The organism is Streptomyces ficellus, from assembly GCF_030406405.1.
Lineage (GTDB): Bacteria > Actinomycetota > Actinomycetes > Streptomycetales > Streptomycetaceae > Streptomyces > Streptomyces ficellus_B.
In genome coordinates, this window is the sequence record NZ_JAUEPL010000050.1 from 1 (window position 1) to 14,061 (window position 14,061).

Genomic DNA, 14,061 nt, shown 5'->3' on the forward strand with positions numbered 1-14,061 from the left:
TAGGGAAACGCCCGGTTACATTCCGAACCCGGAAGCTAAGCCTTTCAGCGCCGATGGTACTGCAGGGGGGACCCTGTGGGAGAGTAGGACACCGCCGAACAATTATTGTGGGAAAGCCCCGCACCTTTTGGTGCGGGGCTTTCCTGCGTTCAAGGGGAATTGTGTTGACCGCTCGGGCGGCGGTGATCAGTATGTGGGGATGGAGTACCTGATACGGCCCGTACGTGCCGACGAGTGGCGCAAGGCCCGCGAGATTCGGCTCGCCGCACTGCGGGATCCCGCCGCGCCCGTCGCGTTCCTCGATACGTATGAGGCGGCCGTGGCGCGGCCCGACGCGCATTGGCGGGAGCGGGCCGCGGTGGTGGCGGAGGGAAGTGACCGCGCTCAGCAGTTCGTCGCCGAGGCGCCGGACGGATCGTGGGCCGGGACGGTGACCGTGCTGGTGGAGCGGCCCGGTGGGGAGACGCGGTTCGGTGAGGCGCCGAAGGTGGACCAGACGCATGTCGTCGGGGTGTACGTACGGCCGGAGGCGCGGGGCGGGGCGGTGGCGGAGGGGCTGTTCCGGGCGGCTCTGGAGTGGTCCTGGTCGCTGGTCGGGGCGCCGATCCAGCGCGTACGGCTCTATGTGCACGAGCGGAACGGGCGGGCGGAGGCGTTCTACCGGAAGGCCGGCTTCGTGCCCAGCGGGGCCAGTCTGCCTGTGGAGGGGGACGGCAGTGGGGCCCTGGAGCTGGAGTACGAGGTGCGGCGGCCGCCCGTCACGGGGTGAGCGGCTGGTCCGGCCAGCGGGCGCGGCCCTGTTCGGGTGAGCGGAGGAGGACCAGGGTCGGCAGGCCCTGTTCCCGTCCGGTCGCCAGTAGTTCGGGGAGGGCGGGCAGCGGGGCCACGGCCGCGAGGTCGTCCAGGACCAGCGTCATTGGTGGGTCGAGCCGACCGTCGGATGACCGTGCGGCCATGCGGCGGCCGTGCTCGACCACGTCAGAGGCGAGCGCGGTCAGTAGGGGCATCGCGCCCGGGTGGGTCCTCGGGTCTTCGATCGGTTCACCCACCACATAAAGGGTGCCCGCTTCGGCGATGAATGATTCCAGTGCCAGCGAGTCAGTTCGATTCGGCGTGCAGGCCTCCCGGATGTGGACCGAGGAAAGTGACGCCAGCGCACGAACCGTCAGCTCCTGGGCCGCTTCCCGGCGGTCGGGATACGCGGTGAGCGCCGATTCCAGCAGGCCGGCATGGCTGTTGGTTGCCTTGGGGTGCGTACGGAGGATGCGTACGGGCTCATGGGCGCCGTTGTTCTGCGCCCAGCGCTGGACCTGTTTGACCGGTCGGCCCTCCACGGCCGCGGCGTGCAGCCAGCAGCGCAGGAGCGTTTCGGCGGTGTCGGCGACGGCGGCGTCCATACGGGCCCGGGGGCGTACGGGTGCGAGGAGGGCGGCGGCGCGGGTGGCGGCCGTGTCGATGTTCTCGCAGCCGTGGGTGGGTGACCAGTGCAGCCGGGCGGGCGTGTCGCACAGGTGGCCGGGGTCGTAGACGAGGACGGGGCCGAGCTTGGCCCGGGCGTCCTTGGTCTCGGCCCACACGGCCGGGTCGGAGGTGACGACGAGGGCGGGGCCGTCAGCTTCCTGGATGGCCCGCAGGGTGGCGGGGCGGCGGGTGGAGGGGGTGCCGTAGACGATGCGCGGGGTGGGGGCTGCCGGGTGGGGGGCTTGGGTACGGGGGGTGGGCGCGGGAGGCTCGCTGGGCGCGGGCGACGTCGGCCGGGGCAACGCGGGTGCCGGGGGTTCCGCAGCCGGGGTCGTGACCGGCGTATGCCGTACCGTCTCGGGCTGAGCCGGGATCGTCGCCGTGCCGGCCGAAGCCTTCACCCGAGCCGCTCCAGCCACCCCAGCCACCCCAGCCGCTCGCGCGGCCCGTACCGCACGCCAGCGCGCCACCGTGCCCAGCACGAATACCGCCAGCACCACGAGCACCATCAACTCGCCCATGAGCAGGCCCCAGAACAGCCCGTACCCCGACAGTTGCCCCGCCGGTGTCGCCGGCCACGCGCCCGCCAGGTCCTGCGGCTGGGAGACCAGGCTCCGTATCGCGGCCGGCGTGTGCGTGAAAGTCACCCCTTCAGGCCACGCGCCGTTGGCGAAGAGCCCCGCCAGCCCGGTCGCCGTCCAGACCAGCAGTGTCACGCCCAGCAGGAACCCCAGCAGCCCCACCAGCAACCCATCAGGAATGCCCCGCTCCGCATCGTGCTGACCCCGCATGTGCTGACGCTGCATATCAGGCCACCGTCGACTGGGAGGGCTCGTTCATCTGCTGCTCGATGAGGGTCGCGCGCTGCTCCGCCTCCCACTCCGCCGCAGCCACATCATCGGGAAGCGACGACTCCGTCATCGCCCGGTCGGTGTAGACCAGCGGCCGTTCCGCCTCGGTGACGAGGTGTTTGACCACCTGCACATTGCCGTTGACGTCCCAGACGGCGATGCCGGGGGTGAGCGTGGGGATGATCTCCACCGCCCACCGGGGCAGGCCCAGCACCCGCCCGGTCGCTCTCGCCTCGTCGGCCTTCTGGGCGTAGATGGTGCGCGTGGACGCCATCTTCAGGATCGCCGCCGCCTCCCGCGCCGCCGCCCCGTCGACCACGTCGGAGAGGTGGTGGACCACCGCCACGAAGGACAGGCCGAGCCGCCGCCCGAACTTCAGCAGCCGCTGGAACAGCTGCGCCACGAACGGGCTGTTGATGATGTGCCACGCCTCCTCCACCAGGAAGATGCGCTTCTTGCGGTCCGGCCGGATCCAGGTGTGCTCCAGCCACACGCCCACGATCGCCATCAGGATGGGCATGGCGATCGAGTTGCGGTCGATGTGGGAGAGGTCGAAGACGATGAGCGGCGCGTCGAGGTCGATGCCGACGGTCGTCGGCCCGTCGAACATGCCCCGCAGGTCACCGTCGACCAGCCGGTCCAGTACCAGGGCCACGTCCAGGCCCCAGGCCCGTACGTCGTCTATGTCGACGTTCATCGACTCCGCCGACGCCGCCTCCGGGTGGCGCAGCTGCTCGACGATGTCGGTCAGGACCGGCTGCCGGTCGGTGATCGTCTCGTTCACGTACGCGTGCGCGACCTTGAGCGCGAAGCCGGACCGCTCGTCCAGCCCATGCCCCATCGCGACCTCGATGATCGTACGGAGCAGGGCCAGCTGGCCCGTGGTGGTGATCGACGGGTCGAGGGGATTGAGGCGGATGCCGTCGTCCAGGGCGGCCATCGGGTCGAGCCGGATGGGGGTTATCCCCAGCTCTTGCGCGATGAGGTTCCACTCGCCGACGCCGTCCTCGCCCTGGGCGTCGAGGACGACGACCTGGCGGTCGCGGAAGCGGAGCTGGCGCAGCACGTACGTCTTCTCCAGCGCCGACTTGCCGTTGCCGGACTCGCCGAGCACCAGCCAGTGCGGGGCGGGGAGCTGCTGGCCGTACAGCTGGAAGGGGTCGTAGATGTACCCCTTGCCGCTGTAGACCTCGCGTCCGATGATCACGCCGGAGTCGCCGAGGCCGGGCGCGGCGGTCGGCAGGTAGACGGCCTGGGCCTGGCCCGTCGACGTACGCACGGGAAGGCGGGTCGTCTCGACCTTCCCGAAGAGGAAGGAGGTGAAGGCATCGGTGAGGACGGACAGCGGATCACGCATCACTCAGGCCCCTATCGGCGGATGCCGGTCGCGAACGGCAAGGTGTTCACAAAGGCCCGGTGGTGCTCGCGGTCGCACCACTCCAGCTTCAAGTACGACTTGCCCGCCGAGGCCCTGATCGTCCGCTTGTCCCTGGCCAGGGCCTCGGGCGTACGAGACGACACAGTGATGTACCCGACGAGATTCACGCCTGCCGCGCCGCTGGCGAGATCTTCACCCCGCTGGTCGAGCCGGCCGTGGGCGGCGATGTCACGTGGGTCGACGGTGCGGTTCATCTTGGCGGCGCGGCTGGCTTCGGCCTCGTCGTTCGTCTTCTCGGTCAGCATGCGCTCGATGGCGACCTCGGTGGGTTCGAGGTCCATGCAGACCGCGACCGTGCGGATCACGTCGGGCGTGTGGACGAGGAGGGGGGCGAGGAAGTTGACGCCGACGGGCGTCATCGGCCACTCCTTCACCCAGGCCGTGGCGTGGCACCAGGGGGCGCGGGTGGCGGACTCGCGGGTCTTGGCCTGGAGGTACGTCGGTTCCATGGCGTCCAGCTCGGCGGGCCAAGCGTTTCGTTTCGTCATCGCCTGGATGTGGTCGATGGGGTGGTCCGGGTCGTACATGGAGTGCACGAGGGACGCGAGGCGGGACTGGCCGAGGGGCTGGCGTACCCGGATGTCGGCTTCGGCGAGGCGGGCGCAGATGTCGGTGAGCTCGCGGGCCATGACGACGGCGAGGCCGGCGTCCTTGTCGAGCTTGCGCTGCCCGGAGGCCTGACGGGCGGCGCGGGCCATGGTGTGGGCCTCGGCGGCCAGTTCGCGGGTGTAGTGCATGCAGGCGACGAGGTACGCGCGGTGCTGCTCGCTGGACGTGGACACCATGGACTGGAGCTGCTCGTAGGAGTCCTGGAGCCAGCCGGGGGCGTGCGGGTCGCCGCGCTGGGCGACGTCCTTGGCGTGGGCGTCGGGGTCGGCGGGGAGCGTGCGGGCCAGCATCTGAAGGCGGGTCACGAAGCCGTCGCCGTTGGCGACATGCTTGAGGAGGGTGCCGAAACGGTCGACCAGCGCTTCCTGGTCCTCGCTGTCGCGCAGGCCGACGCCGGGGCCCTCGATCTCGATGGCGGCGGTAACGGTGCGGCGGTCGGCGTGGAGGAGGACGGCGATCTCGTCGGGGCCGAAGGGGGCGGAGAGCCAGTTGATGCGGCCGATGCCGGGCGGCGGGCCGACCTCGACCTCGCGGCCGTCGATCCTGGTGCCGGCCTCCATGGCGGAGGAGCGGTAGGTGGTGCCCTGGCGGAGGGTGCGCTTGTAGCTGCGGTTGATCTCGAACCACTTGTAGAAGGTGCGGCCCTTGTACGGGACGTACACGGCGGCCAGCGCCAGCATGGGGAAGCCCATGAGGGCCACGATCCGCAGAGACAGGACGGGGACCAGCAGCCCGCTCATCATGCCGAGGAACGCGCCGGCGATGATCAGCGCGATCTCGCCGGTCTCGCGGTTCTTGCCGACGATCGCGTTCGGCCGGGCCCGGCCGATGAGATACGTACGGCGGGGCGTGATCGGTTGGGACTGGGTCGTCAACGCCCTCCACCTCCTGTGCTTCCTGTGTTGTTGCTGGTGCTACTGCTGTTGCGGTTGCTGTGGGGGGTGGTGCTGCTGGGCGCGCTGCGGGGTGCGCTGCGGGGGGCGGGGGCTGCCGTCGGGACGGCGGTGGGGACGGATCCGCCGCCGCTGCTTCCTCCGGAGGGTGCGGTACGGGAGCTGTGGGCGGCCACGCCGCCGGTGACGGCGTTGGTGGGGCGGGGTTCGCCGCCGCCGCCTCCCTTCTGGTGGCCGCGGCTGCTGTGGGTCTTGATGCCCTGGGAGACGAGGGCGGCGGGGGAGGAGATGACGGCGGCGGCCTGGGCGCCGTCGGTGGCCTGTTTGCGGTTCGTACGGGCGGTGGCGATCTCGTCGCCGAAGCCGGGTACGAAGCGGTAGATCATCGCGGAGGCGAAGATCGCGAGCAGGATGATGGCGAGGCCGGACACGACGGCCGAGATGGCGTCGGGGCCCTCGTCGGAGGAGAGCGCGCCGGCGAGACCGAGGACGATGATGATGACCGGCTTGACGAGGATGACGGCGATCATGATCCCGGCCCAGCGGCGGACGTGGCCCCACATGTTCTTGTCCACGAGCCCCGCGTACACGACCGTGCCGAGCAGGGCGCCGACGTAGAGCAGGGCGGCGCGGATGACGAGCTCCAGCCAGAGGATGCCCGCGGCGAGGATCGACACGAGGGACACGACGATCAGCATGATCGGCCCGCCGCCGATGTCGTCGCCCTTCTTGAGGGCTTCGGCGAACGTCCCGAAGAACGCGTCCGTCTGCCCGCCGGCGCCGCTGGCGATGGCCTCGGTGACGCCGTCGGTCGCGGAGACGACCGTGTAGAGGATGAGCGGCGTGAAGGCGGACGCCAGGACGGTGAGCCACAGGAACCCGATGGCCTCGGACATGGCGGTCGCGACCGGCACGCCGCGGATGGCGCGCTTGGCGACGGCGAGGAGCCACAGGACGAGGGTCAGGACGGTGGAGGCGGCGAAGACGACGGCGTACTGCTGGAGGAACTTGGGGTTGGTGAAGTCCACCTCGGCGGTGCTGGTGACGGCCGCGCTGAGCTTGCCCACGATCCACGCGGCGGCGTCGGCGCAGCCCTGAGCGAGGGATGCGAGGGGGTCGAGGGCGGTGGTGGGGTCGGTGGGGGTGGAGCGGGCGGAACGGCCTGCGCCTTGACCACTGTCGCAGTATTCCTTGGCAGGCCCGATCAGCAGGTCGCAAGGGTCATTACTGGTGCTGGGGGAGGGCGTCGGCGTGGGCGCCGCCGCAGCGCTAGCCGGGAACAGAAAAAGTGCGGTTTGGACGGTGGTGAGCGCTGCGACGACCGAGCCGACGCGGCGCTGCCGGCTACCTGGCATACGTGAAGCCTCCGTACTCCGCAACGGCTTTGCTGATGTCGTCCGCACTGGAGGCGGGGATGTCACCGGGCACGGGAGCCGGTCCATCCTTCTGAGAATCTGCGGTGACCTTCCAGTCGTTGGCGGTCCACTGCAGGTCGAAGGTCCATGTCTTCCAGGTCGTGCTGACCGGGTCGGTCGACTCAGGGCCGGACATCCCGATCAGACCCGTGTACCAGACCGACACCTTGGCGGTGTCCCCGCTGAAGCTTTCGACCTTGGTACCTACGGGAATCGTTCGGGAGACGAAGGTGCTGCCCTGCGGAGCGTTGCCGTTGGCGTCCAAGCCCAGTTTCTGCAGAAACTCGCGGGAGTAGGCGGCGTCCTGCGGCCCCTTGAGCTTTGCGGCGGCAGCCGGGGTATAGATGGCGTCGACAATGGCGTGTCGGCTGTCGGCCTTGAACATGCCGTCGGAGCCGAGAGCGACGGCATAGTTGGACGCCGCGCTCTGCGCCCCCTGTTCGTCATGGGCGAAGCCCGAGGGGATCGTGCCGTTCTTGCCCGATACCGGTTTGACGCCCGTCGCCGCCGTGGGGGCCGCCTCGCGGCCGGCTGCCGCGTTGGAGGAGGCGTCCTCGTCGGCTCCGTCTCTGTTCGCGAACGCGATGGCCGCGATCAGGAGCACCACCACACCCACCACCGTGATGAGCGAGCGCGAGTTGCGGGCCGGGCGGCGGGCGCCGCCGTAGACGTCGCCGGCGCCGCTGTCGGGCAGGCGGGTACGGGTCTGGCCCGTACCGCCGCCTCCCATGCCACTGCCGCCGTCGTGCTCGTCGCCGAGGCTCATGACGGGTACGCCCCCTCAACCGTTCGCTGATATTTATGGTGACTGGACATCAGGTGACGCGACCTCAAGGAGCCGGGGGACAGCTGGCGGAGGGTTAGACAGCCATCCCGTACACGATGGTGAACAACGTCCCCAGCGATCCGATGATGAAGACGCCTGTCAGGCCGGCCACGATCAGCCCCTTGCCCTGTTCGGCGCTGAAGGTGTCCCGGAGTGCGGTCGCGCCGATGCGCTGCTTGGCCGCTCCCCAGATCGCGATGCCGAGGCACAGCAGGATGGCCACGGCCATCACGACCTCGATCATCACGCGGGCTTCGTTCCCCAGGCTCCCGAAAGGCCCCCAGTTGGGGGCGATTCCGCCAATGATGGTGGTGATGTCGCCTTTTTCGGCCGCCAGATACATGTAACTCACCGCCCCTGTTGGGTAGTTCGACACCCTTGCCCCATGGCACGGGTCACCCACTATCTTCGCTGATGAAACCGCCCATGTGCGCGGACTTGGCTGGTCTCTTTACCCGATCCCCGCACGTTTGACCGGTCCGGGCGCCGTGACCTGCGTCGGCGGCGGATCGGGTGTATGCGAGTACGCACATGGTTACTCTGTGTATCACGGGGGGTGACTCCGGGCAATGACTGTCGTTGGTGCACTCTTGGGGCCGCGACAAGCCCGTGCGGGCCGCCCTCCCGGTGCGGCTCAGCGGTAGGTGGCGACCAGCCGTGACAGGTGCCGTCCGGCGGTCAGCAGGGGCGCCTCGCTGCGGGTGACCTGGGCCGTGACCTCCGCGCCCTCCAGGGTGCTGATCACCGTGCCGGCCAGCTCGTGGGCGTCGGCCGCCGCGAGGCCCGAGCGCAGCAGCTTGTCGGCGACTGTGTCCTGCCAGCCGCGCAGCGCGGCGGCGCACGCCCGCTGGATCTGCGAGCCGGCGTCGCCGAGCGTCTCCAGGGCGGCGGCCGTGACCGGGCAGCCGTCGGTCCAGCCCGATGCGCGCAGTGCCCCGGCGAGGAGGCGGGCGCAGGCCTCGATCGCCGCGCCCGGGTCGTCCTCGCTGTCCAGGGCCTCGCGCAGGATCGCCGCGAACTCCTCGTCGCCGTACTGGATCGCCGCCACGGCCACGGCTTCCTTCCCGCCGGGGAAGAAGTGGTACACGGAGCCGAGCGTGGCGTCCGCCTCCTTGGCGATCTGCTTGATGCCCGTGCCGACGTACCCCTGTCGCTGTACGAGGCGGGCGGCGGCCACGACGATCCGGTCGCGGGTGCTGGTGGCACTGGTCTGCATGCGGCCGATCCTACCGAGGGAGTGAGTAGAGCGTTCGTTCTAGAGCTGTGTTACGGTCTGCGTCATCTGCTGGATAGAGCGATCGTTCTAGAGCTGGGGGTTCTCATGAGCAAGACCGCTTCCGTGACCGTCATCGGGCTCGGCCCGATGGGGCAGGCCATGGCGCACGCCTACCTCGACCGCGGCTACCGCGTCACCGTCTGGAACCGCGCCCCCGCCCGCGCCGACGCCCTCGTGGCGCGGGGTGCCGTGCGGGCCGCGTCCGCCGGTGAGGCGCTCGCCGCCAACGAGCTGGTGGTGCTGAGCCTCACCGACTACGACGCGATGTACGCCGTACTGGGCGGCGCCGACCCGGCGGCACTCGCCGGCCGCGTCCTGGTCAACCTCACCTCCGACACCCCCGACAAGGCCCGCGCGGCCGCCGCCTGGGCCGCCGAGCGCGGCGCCACACAGCTGACCGGCGGCGTGCTGACGCCACCGTCCGGCATCGGCAGCCCCGACTCGTCCACCTTCTACAGCGGCCCGCGCGAGGTCTTCGAGGCCCACCGCGCCGCCCTGGAGGTCCTGTCCGCCGCCGACCACAAGGGCGAGGACCCGGGCCTGGCCGCGCTGCTCTACCAGCTCAACATGGTTATGTTCTGGACGGCCCTGACGAGCTACTGGCAGGCGGTCGCCATGGCCGGCGCCCACGGCCTGAAGGCCGCCGACATCCTCCCGTACGCCAAAAACGCCCTGGACCTCACCCGGTTCTTGGAGTTCTACACACCCCGCGTCGACGCCGGTGACCACACCGGAGACGTCGACCGGCTCGCCATGGGCGTGGCCAGCGTGGAGCACGTCCTGCACACCGCCACGGACGCGGGCGTCGACGGCGCCCTTCCGGCCGCCCTCCTCGGCATCTTCCGGCGCGGCATGGCCGCCGGGCACGGCGCGGACAGCGGCTCCAGCCTGGTGGAGGTTCTGAAGCGGCCCGCCGCGTAAGGCAGTTGCCTTACGTTGGTGGCGTGACGGACATCGAATCGCGTATCGACACCACCAGGCCCCACACGGCCCGCATCTGGAACTACTGGACCGGCGGCAAGGACAACTACCCCGTCGACCGGGAAGCCGGCGACCGGATACGGCAACTCCACCCCGGGATCGGCGAGTACGCCCGCGCCGACCGGCTGTTCCTGGGGCGGGCCGTGCGGCACCTGGCGGCGGAGGAGGGCATCCGCCAGTTCCTGGACATCGGCACCGGCCTGCCCAGCGCCGACAACACCCACGAGGTCGCCCAGCGCGTCGCCCCCGACGCCCGGGTCGTGTACGTCGACAACGACCCGCTCGTCCTCGCCCACGCCCGCGCGCTGCTGGTCGGCACGCCCGAGGGCCGGACCGACTACCTGGACGCCGACCTGCGGGACGCCGACGCCATCCTGGAGGCGGCCGCCAAGACCCTCGACCTCGACCGGCCGGTGGCGCTGATGCTGCTGGGCGTGGTCATCTTCATCGAGGACGACGAGGAGTCGTACGCCATCGTCCGCCGCCTCATGGACGCCCTCGCGCCCGGCAGCCACCTGGTGCTGTCCCACACCGTCCGCCACCCGGCCATGCCGGACGTCGACGCGGCGGTCGCCTTCTGGAACGAGCACGGCACCCCGAAACTCACCCAGCGCACCCCCGAGGCCATCACCCGCTACTTCGACGGCCTGGAGCTGCTGGAGCCGGGCGTCGTCTCCTGCTCCCGGTGGCGCCCTGACACCCCTGCGGACGAGGTCGCCATGTACGGGGGTGTCGGCCGCAAGCCCGCGCCCTGAGCGCCGGGTCCGGCGCTTCCCGCCGGAATGACGGACCCGCCGCCTACACTGACGCTCGGTGGACTGCCATGGCGCTTAGGGGTGGTTGACGGTGCGTAAGGCGTGGCTGGTGGGCGGGGCGTGCGTCGGGTTGTGCATGGGCTTCGTCGCGCTGCTCGTCGTCGGTACGTACTCCGCCGCCGCCGGGCTGCTCGGCGGCGGCGCGGGCGCCGTCAACGGGGTCGTCGGGCTGGCGAAGGGAGCCGTGCCCGCCGCGTACCAGGGCCTCGTCCAGAGGTGGGGGAACCTGTGCCCCGCCATCAACCCCGCCCTGCTCGCCGCGCAGCTGTACCAGGAGAGCGGGTGGAACCCGAGGGTCGTGTCGCCCGCGAACGCCATGGGGATCGCGCAGTTCATCCCCGGCACGTGGGCCACCCACGGCATCGACGGGGACCAGGACGGCGACCGGGACGTGTGGGACCCGGCGGACGCCATTCCCTCGGCCGCTTCGTACGACTGCGAGCTCGCCGGGTACGTGAAGAACGTGCCGGGCGACCGGACCAACAACATGCTCGCCGCCTACAACGCCGGGGCGTACCGGGTGATAAAGGCGGGCGGGGTGCCCGGGATCAGCGAGACGCAGAACTACGTCCGGATCATTCGCACCCTGGAGAAGAGCTTCGCGCGGCCCATCGGCCGGGTCGAGCCGTCGCGGCAGGCCGCCGGGGCGATCTACTTCGCGCAGAAGAAGCTCGGGACGAAGTACCTGTGGGGCGGCAACGGGACACCGGAACAGGGCGGGCGGTTCGACTGTTCGGGGCTCACGCAGGCCGCGTACCGGACGGTGGGGATCGAGCTGCCGCGCGTGGCGAACGACCAGTACAACGCGGGGCCGCACCCTTCGCGGGATGAACTCCTCCCCGGTGATCTGGTGTTCTTCTCCGACGACCTGACCAATTCGCGGGCGATCCGGCACGTGGGGCTGTACGTCGGCGGCGGGTACATGATCAACGCGCCGTACACCGGGGCCGTGATCCGGTTCGACAAGATCGATACGCCGGACTACTTCGGGGCCACGCGGGTCACCGAGGATGGCGCGAAAGCGCTGCCGAAAAGGACCGCCGGAGGGGTCTGAGCTGCGGGGACGCATCACTCTTCGGTAACGTCATGGTGATCGTTCCGTGGAGAGTGGAACGTACCCCTCCCGCGGGGCGTTCCCTGGACTCAACCTACTCATGACCACGGTGACCTGGTGACAAGGCAAGGGGCCGCAGCAGATGGCTGGATTCGGATCGGACGGTTCGAACCCCGATGTCGGCCTGCTCTACGACATCAACGGGCTGGCGAAGGACGCCCCTTCGTGGTTCGACCGGGTCATGGAATTCGTCGGCGAGTACGGGATCATGCTCGCGATGGTGCTGGTCGTGCTCTGGTGCTGGTGGAGCGTGCGCCGGCGCGGGTCGGTCGATGACTCGGTCGCGGCCGTCGCCGGACTGGTGTGGGCGCCGCTCGCCGCCGGGATCGCCCTCCTCGTCAACATCCCGATCCGGGGGTTCGTGGAGAGGCCACGGCCGTTCGTCGATCACCAGGGGCTGGAAGTCCTGGTGGGCGGCAAGACGGACTACTCGTTCGTGAGTGACCACGCCACCATGGCGATGGCCATCGGCGCCGGACTCTTCGTCGCCAACCGCCGGTTCGGCCTCGCCGCGATCGGCCTGGCTCTCGCCGAGGGCTTCTGCCGCGTCTACATGGGCGTGCACTATCCGACGGACGTCATCGGGGGATTCGCGCTCGGTACGGCGGCGGCGCTGCTCCTCGCCCCGGTCGCCCTCGCGCTCCTCACGCCGCTGGTGTCGGCGGTGGCCCGGTCCGGGCGGATCGGATGGCTCGTACGGTCGCGCAAGGCGCCCGTGCGCGGGCGGCACGAGACGCTGGACATCCCGGAGCCCCGGCTCGGCTCCGGCCCCGGCGCGGGCTCGGGCGAGAGCGACCTGGCCGCGTAGGCCGTCCCCAGGCCGGCCATGTGGCGCCGGTCCGTACACCGCTCCGTGAGGTGGTCCGTAGGGCGCCCCGGTGGTCCTCCCCGGTTCTTCAGTCGCCGTCCGGCGGCGGCGCCGTGATGTGGGCCGCCGCGTCCGTACGTGCCCGGTCCCGTGACCGTCTGGCCGGGCCCGCCCAGCCGCAGGCGCAGCGCGCGACGCAGAACGAGCCGCGCTCGGCGGTCGTCACGTCGTGGACGTTGCGGAGGTCGTGGACGTCCGGGACGGCGGGCGTCGGGTCTTGCGGATGCACGGCTCCCACCGTACCGGCGTGACGGCGCGCCCGTGCGGTCGTTATGCGGGGCGGGTGGGTCCCGGGCAGCCAGCGGCACAGTGTTGGGGGTTGGCAGGCGATGGTGGTGCAGCAGCACAGGGGCAGGAGCGGCGCGCTCGCGGTCGCCGCCGCCGTGGTGGGCGCGATGGTGACCGGATGTTCCGCGGCGGCCGACGCCTCGCCCGGTGTGGATCCGGCCGAGGCCGTACGTAAGGCGTCCGACGTCCTGGCGCGGGCGGGCACGTCCAAGGCGCGTACGTCCATGGAAATGGCCAGCGGCGGGACGCGGGTCACCATCCGGGGCGAGGGCGTCTACGACTTCGCCAAGCGGCACGGGCAGCTCAAGGTCATCCTGCCGGAGGATCCCTCCGGGGCGGACGGGCACCGTCCGATCACCGAACTCCTCGTCCCCGGCGCGCTCTACATGAAGAACCGCGGCGCCGGTGTGCCCGCCGACAAGTGGGTCCGCGTCGACACCACCACGCTGGAGGACGGCAACCTCGTCACCGGCGGGGCGACCGACCCGGCCGCTGCCGCGGAACTGCTGCGCGGCGCGCGGAAGGTGACGTACGTCGGCGAGGAGGAGCTCGCGGGCGTGCCGGTCACCCACTACCGCGGCGTCAGCGACCTGGGGCTGGCGGCGCGGGCCGCTTCGCCGCAGGTGCGCGGGGCGCTGGCGGCGGCGGCGAAAGGGTTCGCCAGGGACGCGGTGCCGTTCGACGCGTATCTGGACCGTGAGGGGCGGCTGCGCAAGGTGCGCCACCAGTTCAGCTTCACCAACCAGGGGCGTACGGTCGCCGTCGCGTCGACGACGCTGCTGTACGAGTTCGGCGCCCCCGTCGTCGTACAGCTGCCGCCCCGCAAGGACATCTACGCCGGGAAGATCAAAGCCTGAGACCGGCCCGGGGGGGGTTCTGGAGGGTCAGAAGAATGGTCCGGACGTGCCATGCGCGGTGCGTGTCGCGCTCCCTACGCTAGGAAGCCGACACCGGCAGGAAGAGGTGATGCGCGTGGCCCCGCCCACTCCGACGACAGTCCAGGACCACGTGGCCCTCGCCGAGATCGAGCTGTGCGGTGAGCTGATGATCGCGGCGTCGGCCGCGGACGGGGAGCGGCTCAGCGCGGACCTCATCGACGAGGTGCTGAACGTGATACCCGAGGGGCGCGGTCCGGCCGCGCCCCGCTGACCTCGCCGCGGGCACCGGTCGGGCGGGCACCGGTGAGGCGGGCACCGGTCGGGCCGGTATCGGTGAGGCGGGCACCG

General features: G+C 70.7%; 15 protein-coding genes and 1 rRNA gene. 8 read left to right on the forward strand and 8 right to left on the reverse strand.

Features of this window, described 5'->3' with window-relative positions:
* Together rrf and QWM81_RS25620 are read left to right on the forward strand one after the other, a co-directional pair.
* Positions 1–100 (forward strand): 5S ribosomal RNA (rrf, locus tag QWM81_RS25615); the annotation flags it as partial.
* A gap of 99 nt (positions 101–199) precedes the next feature.
* Positions 200–769, forward strand: coding sequence for a GNAT family N-acetyltransferase (locus QWM81_RS25620; RefSeq protein ID WP_290114719.1), 570 nt, complete (start codon positions 200–202; stop codon positions 767–769).
* Here QWM81_RS25620 and QWM81_RS25625 read toward each other — a convergent pair.
* The 7 genes from QWM81_RS25625 to QWM81_RS25655 all read right to left on the reverse strand — a co-directional run bounded on the left by QWM81_RS25625 (position 759) and on the right by QWM81_RS25655 (position 8,709).
* Complete coding sequence (locus QWM81_RS25625; protein ID WP_290114720.1) at positions 759–2,252, reverse strand: type IV secretory system conjugative DNA transfer family protein; 1,494 nt, start codon at positions 2,250–2,252, stop codon at positions 759–761. The two genes, QWM81_RS25620 and QWM81_RS25625, sit on opposite strands and share 11 nt — an antisense overlap.
* Before the next feature lie 16 nt (positions 2,253–2,268).
* On the reverse strand, positions 2,269–3,669 hold the full coding sequence (locus QWM81_RS25630; RefSeq protein ID WP_290114721.1) for an ATP-binding protein: 1,401 nt from the start codon (positions 3,667–3,669) through the stop codon (positions 2,269–2,271).
* A gap of 11 nt (positions 3,670–3,680) precedes the next feature.
* Complete coding sequence (locus QWM81_RS25635; protein ID WP_290114722.1) at positions 3,681–5,234, reverse strand: SCO6880 family protein; 1,554 nt, start codon at positions 5,232–5,234, stop codon at positions 3,681–3,683.
* Entirely contained in the window at positions 5,231–6,607 is a 1,377-nt protein-coding gene (locus QWM81_RS25640; protein WP_290114723.1) for a hypothetical protein, read from the reverse strand. Before QWM81_RS25640 ends, QWM81_RS25635 begins: the two co-directional genes overlap by 4 nt.
* Complete coding sequence (locus QWM81_RS25645) at positions 6,597–7,433, reverse strand: DUF8175 domain-containg protein (RefSeq protein ID WP_290114724.1); 837 nt, start codon at positions 7,431–7,433, stop codon at positions 6,597–6,599. Before QWM81_RS25645 ends, QWM81_RS25640 begins: the two co-directional genes overlap by 11 nt.
* 94 nt (positions 7,434–7,527) lie before the next feature.
* Positions 7,528–7,836, reverse strand: a complete 309-nt coding sequence (locus QWM81_RS25650; RefSeq protein WP_017945892.1) for a DUF8827 family protein — start codon at positions 7,834–7,836, stop codon at positions 7,528–7,530.
* Positions 7,837–8,127: 291 nt separating this feature from the next.
* A complete protein-coding gene (locus QWM81_RS25655; protein ID WP_290114725.1) occupies positions 8,128–8,709 on the reverse strand; it encodes a TetR/AcrR family transcriptional regulator in 582 nt (193 codons plus the stop codon).
* Between the two features lie 105 nt (positions 8,710–8,814).
* Here QWM81_RS25655 and QWM81_RS25660 point away from each other — a divergent pair, with 105 nt between their 5' ends.
* From QWM81_RS25660 to QWM81_RS25675, 4 genes are all read left to right on the forward strand, one after another.
* Positions 8,815–9,690: an NAD(P)-dependent oxidoreductase gene (locus QWM81_RS25660; RefSeq protein ID WP_290114726.1), complete on the forward strand. Its 876-nt coding sequence runs from the start codon at positions 8,815–8,817 to the stop codon at positions 9,688–9,690.
* 23 nt (positions 9,691–9,713) lie between these two features.
* Positions 9,714–10,505 carry an SAM-dependent methyltransferase gene (locus QWM81_RS25665; protein WP_290114727.1) on the forward strand — a complete coding sequence of 264 codons (792 nt, stop codon included), beginning with the start codon at positions 9,714–9,716 and terminating at the stop codon, positions 10,503–10,505.
* Positions 10,506–10,596: 91 nt separating this feature from the next.
* Complete coding sequence (locus QWM81_RS25670; protein ID WP_290114728.1) at positions 10,597–11,619, forward strand: C40 family peptidase; 1,023 nt, start codon at positions 10,597–10,599, stop codon at positions 11,617–11,619.
* Between the two features lie 142 nt (positions 11,620–11,761).
* The gene (locus QWM81_RS25675) at positions 11,762–12,487 is read left to right on the forward strand and encodes a phosphatase PAP2 family protein (protein ID WP_290114729.1); all 726 of its coding nucleotides are present in this window, start codon (positions 11,762–11,764) and stop codon (positions 12,485–12,487) included.
* Between the two features lie 88 nt (positions 12,488–12,575).
* On the opposite strand, the gene QWM81_RS25680 is transcribed toward QWM81_RS25675, so the two are convergent.
* On the reverse strand, positions 12,576–12,776 hold the full coding sequence (locus QWM81_RS25680; RefSeq protein ID WP_290114768.1) for a hypothetical protein: 201 nt from the start codon (positions 12,774–12,776) through the stop codon (positions 12,576–12,578).
* Between the two features lie 100 nt (positions 12,777–12,876).
* On the opposite strand from QWM81_RS25680, the gene QWM81_RS25685 reads away from it, so the two are divergent.
* Together QWM81_RS25685 and QWM81_RS25690 are read left to right on the forward strand one after the other, a co-directional pair.
* A complete protein-coding gene (locus QWM81_RS25685; RefSeq protein WP_290114730.1) occupies positions 12,877–13,692 on the forward strand; it encodes an SCO4651 family lipoprotein in 816 nt (271 codons plus the stop codon).
* Between the two features lie 109 nt (positions 13,693–13,801).
* A complete protein-coding gene (locus QWM81_RS25690; RefSeq protein ID WP_290114731.1) occupies positions 13,802–13,984 on the forward strand; it encodes a hypothetical protein in 183 nt (60 codons plus the stop codon).
* The last annotated feature ends 77 nt before the right edge of the window (positions 13,985–14,061 follow it).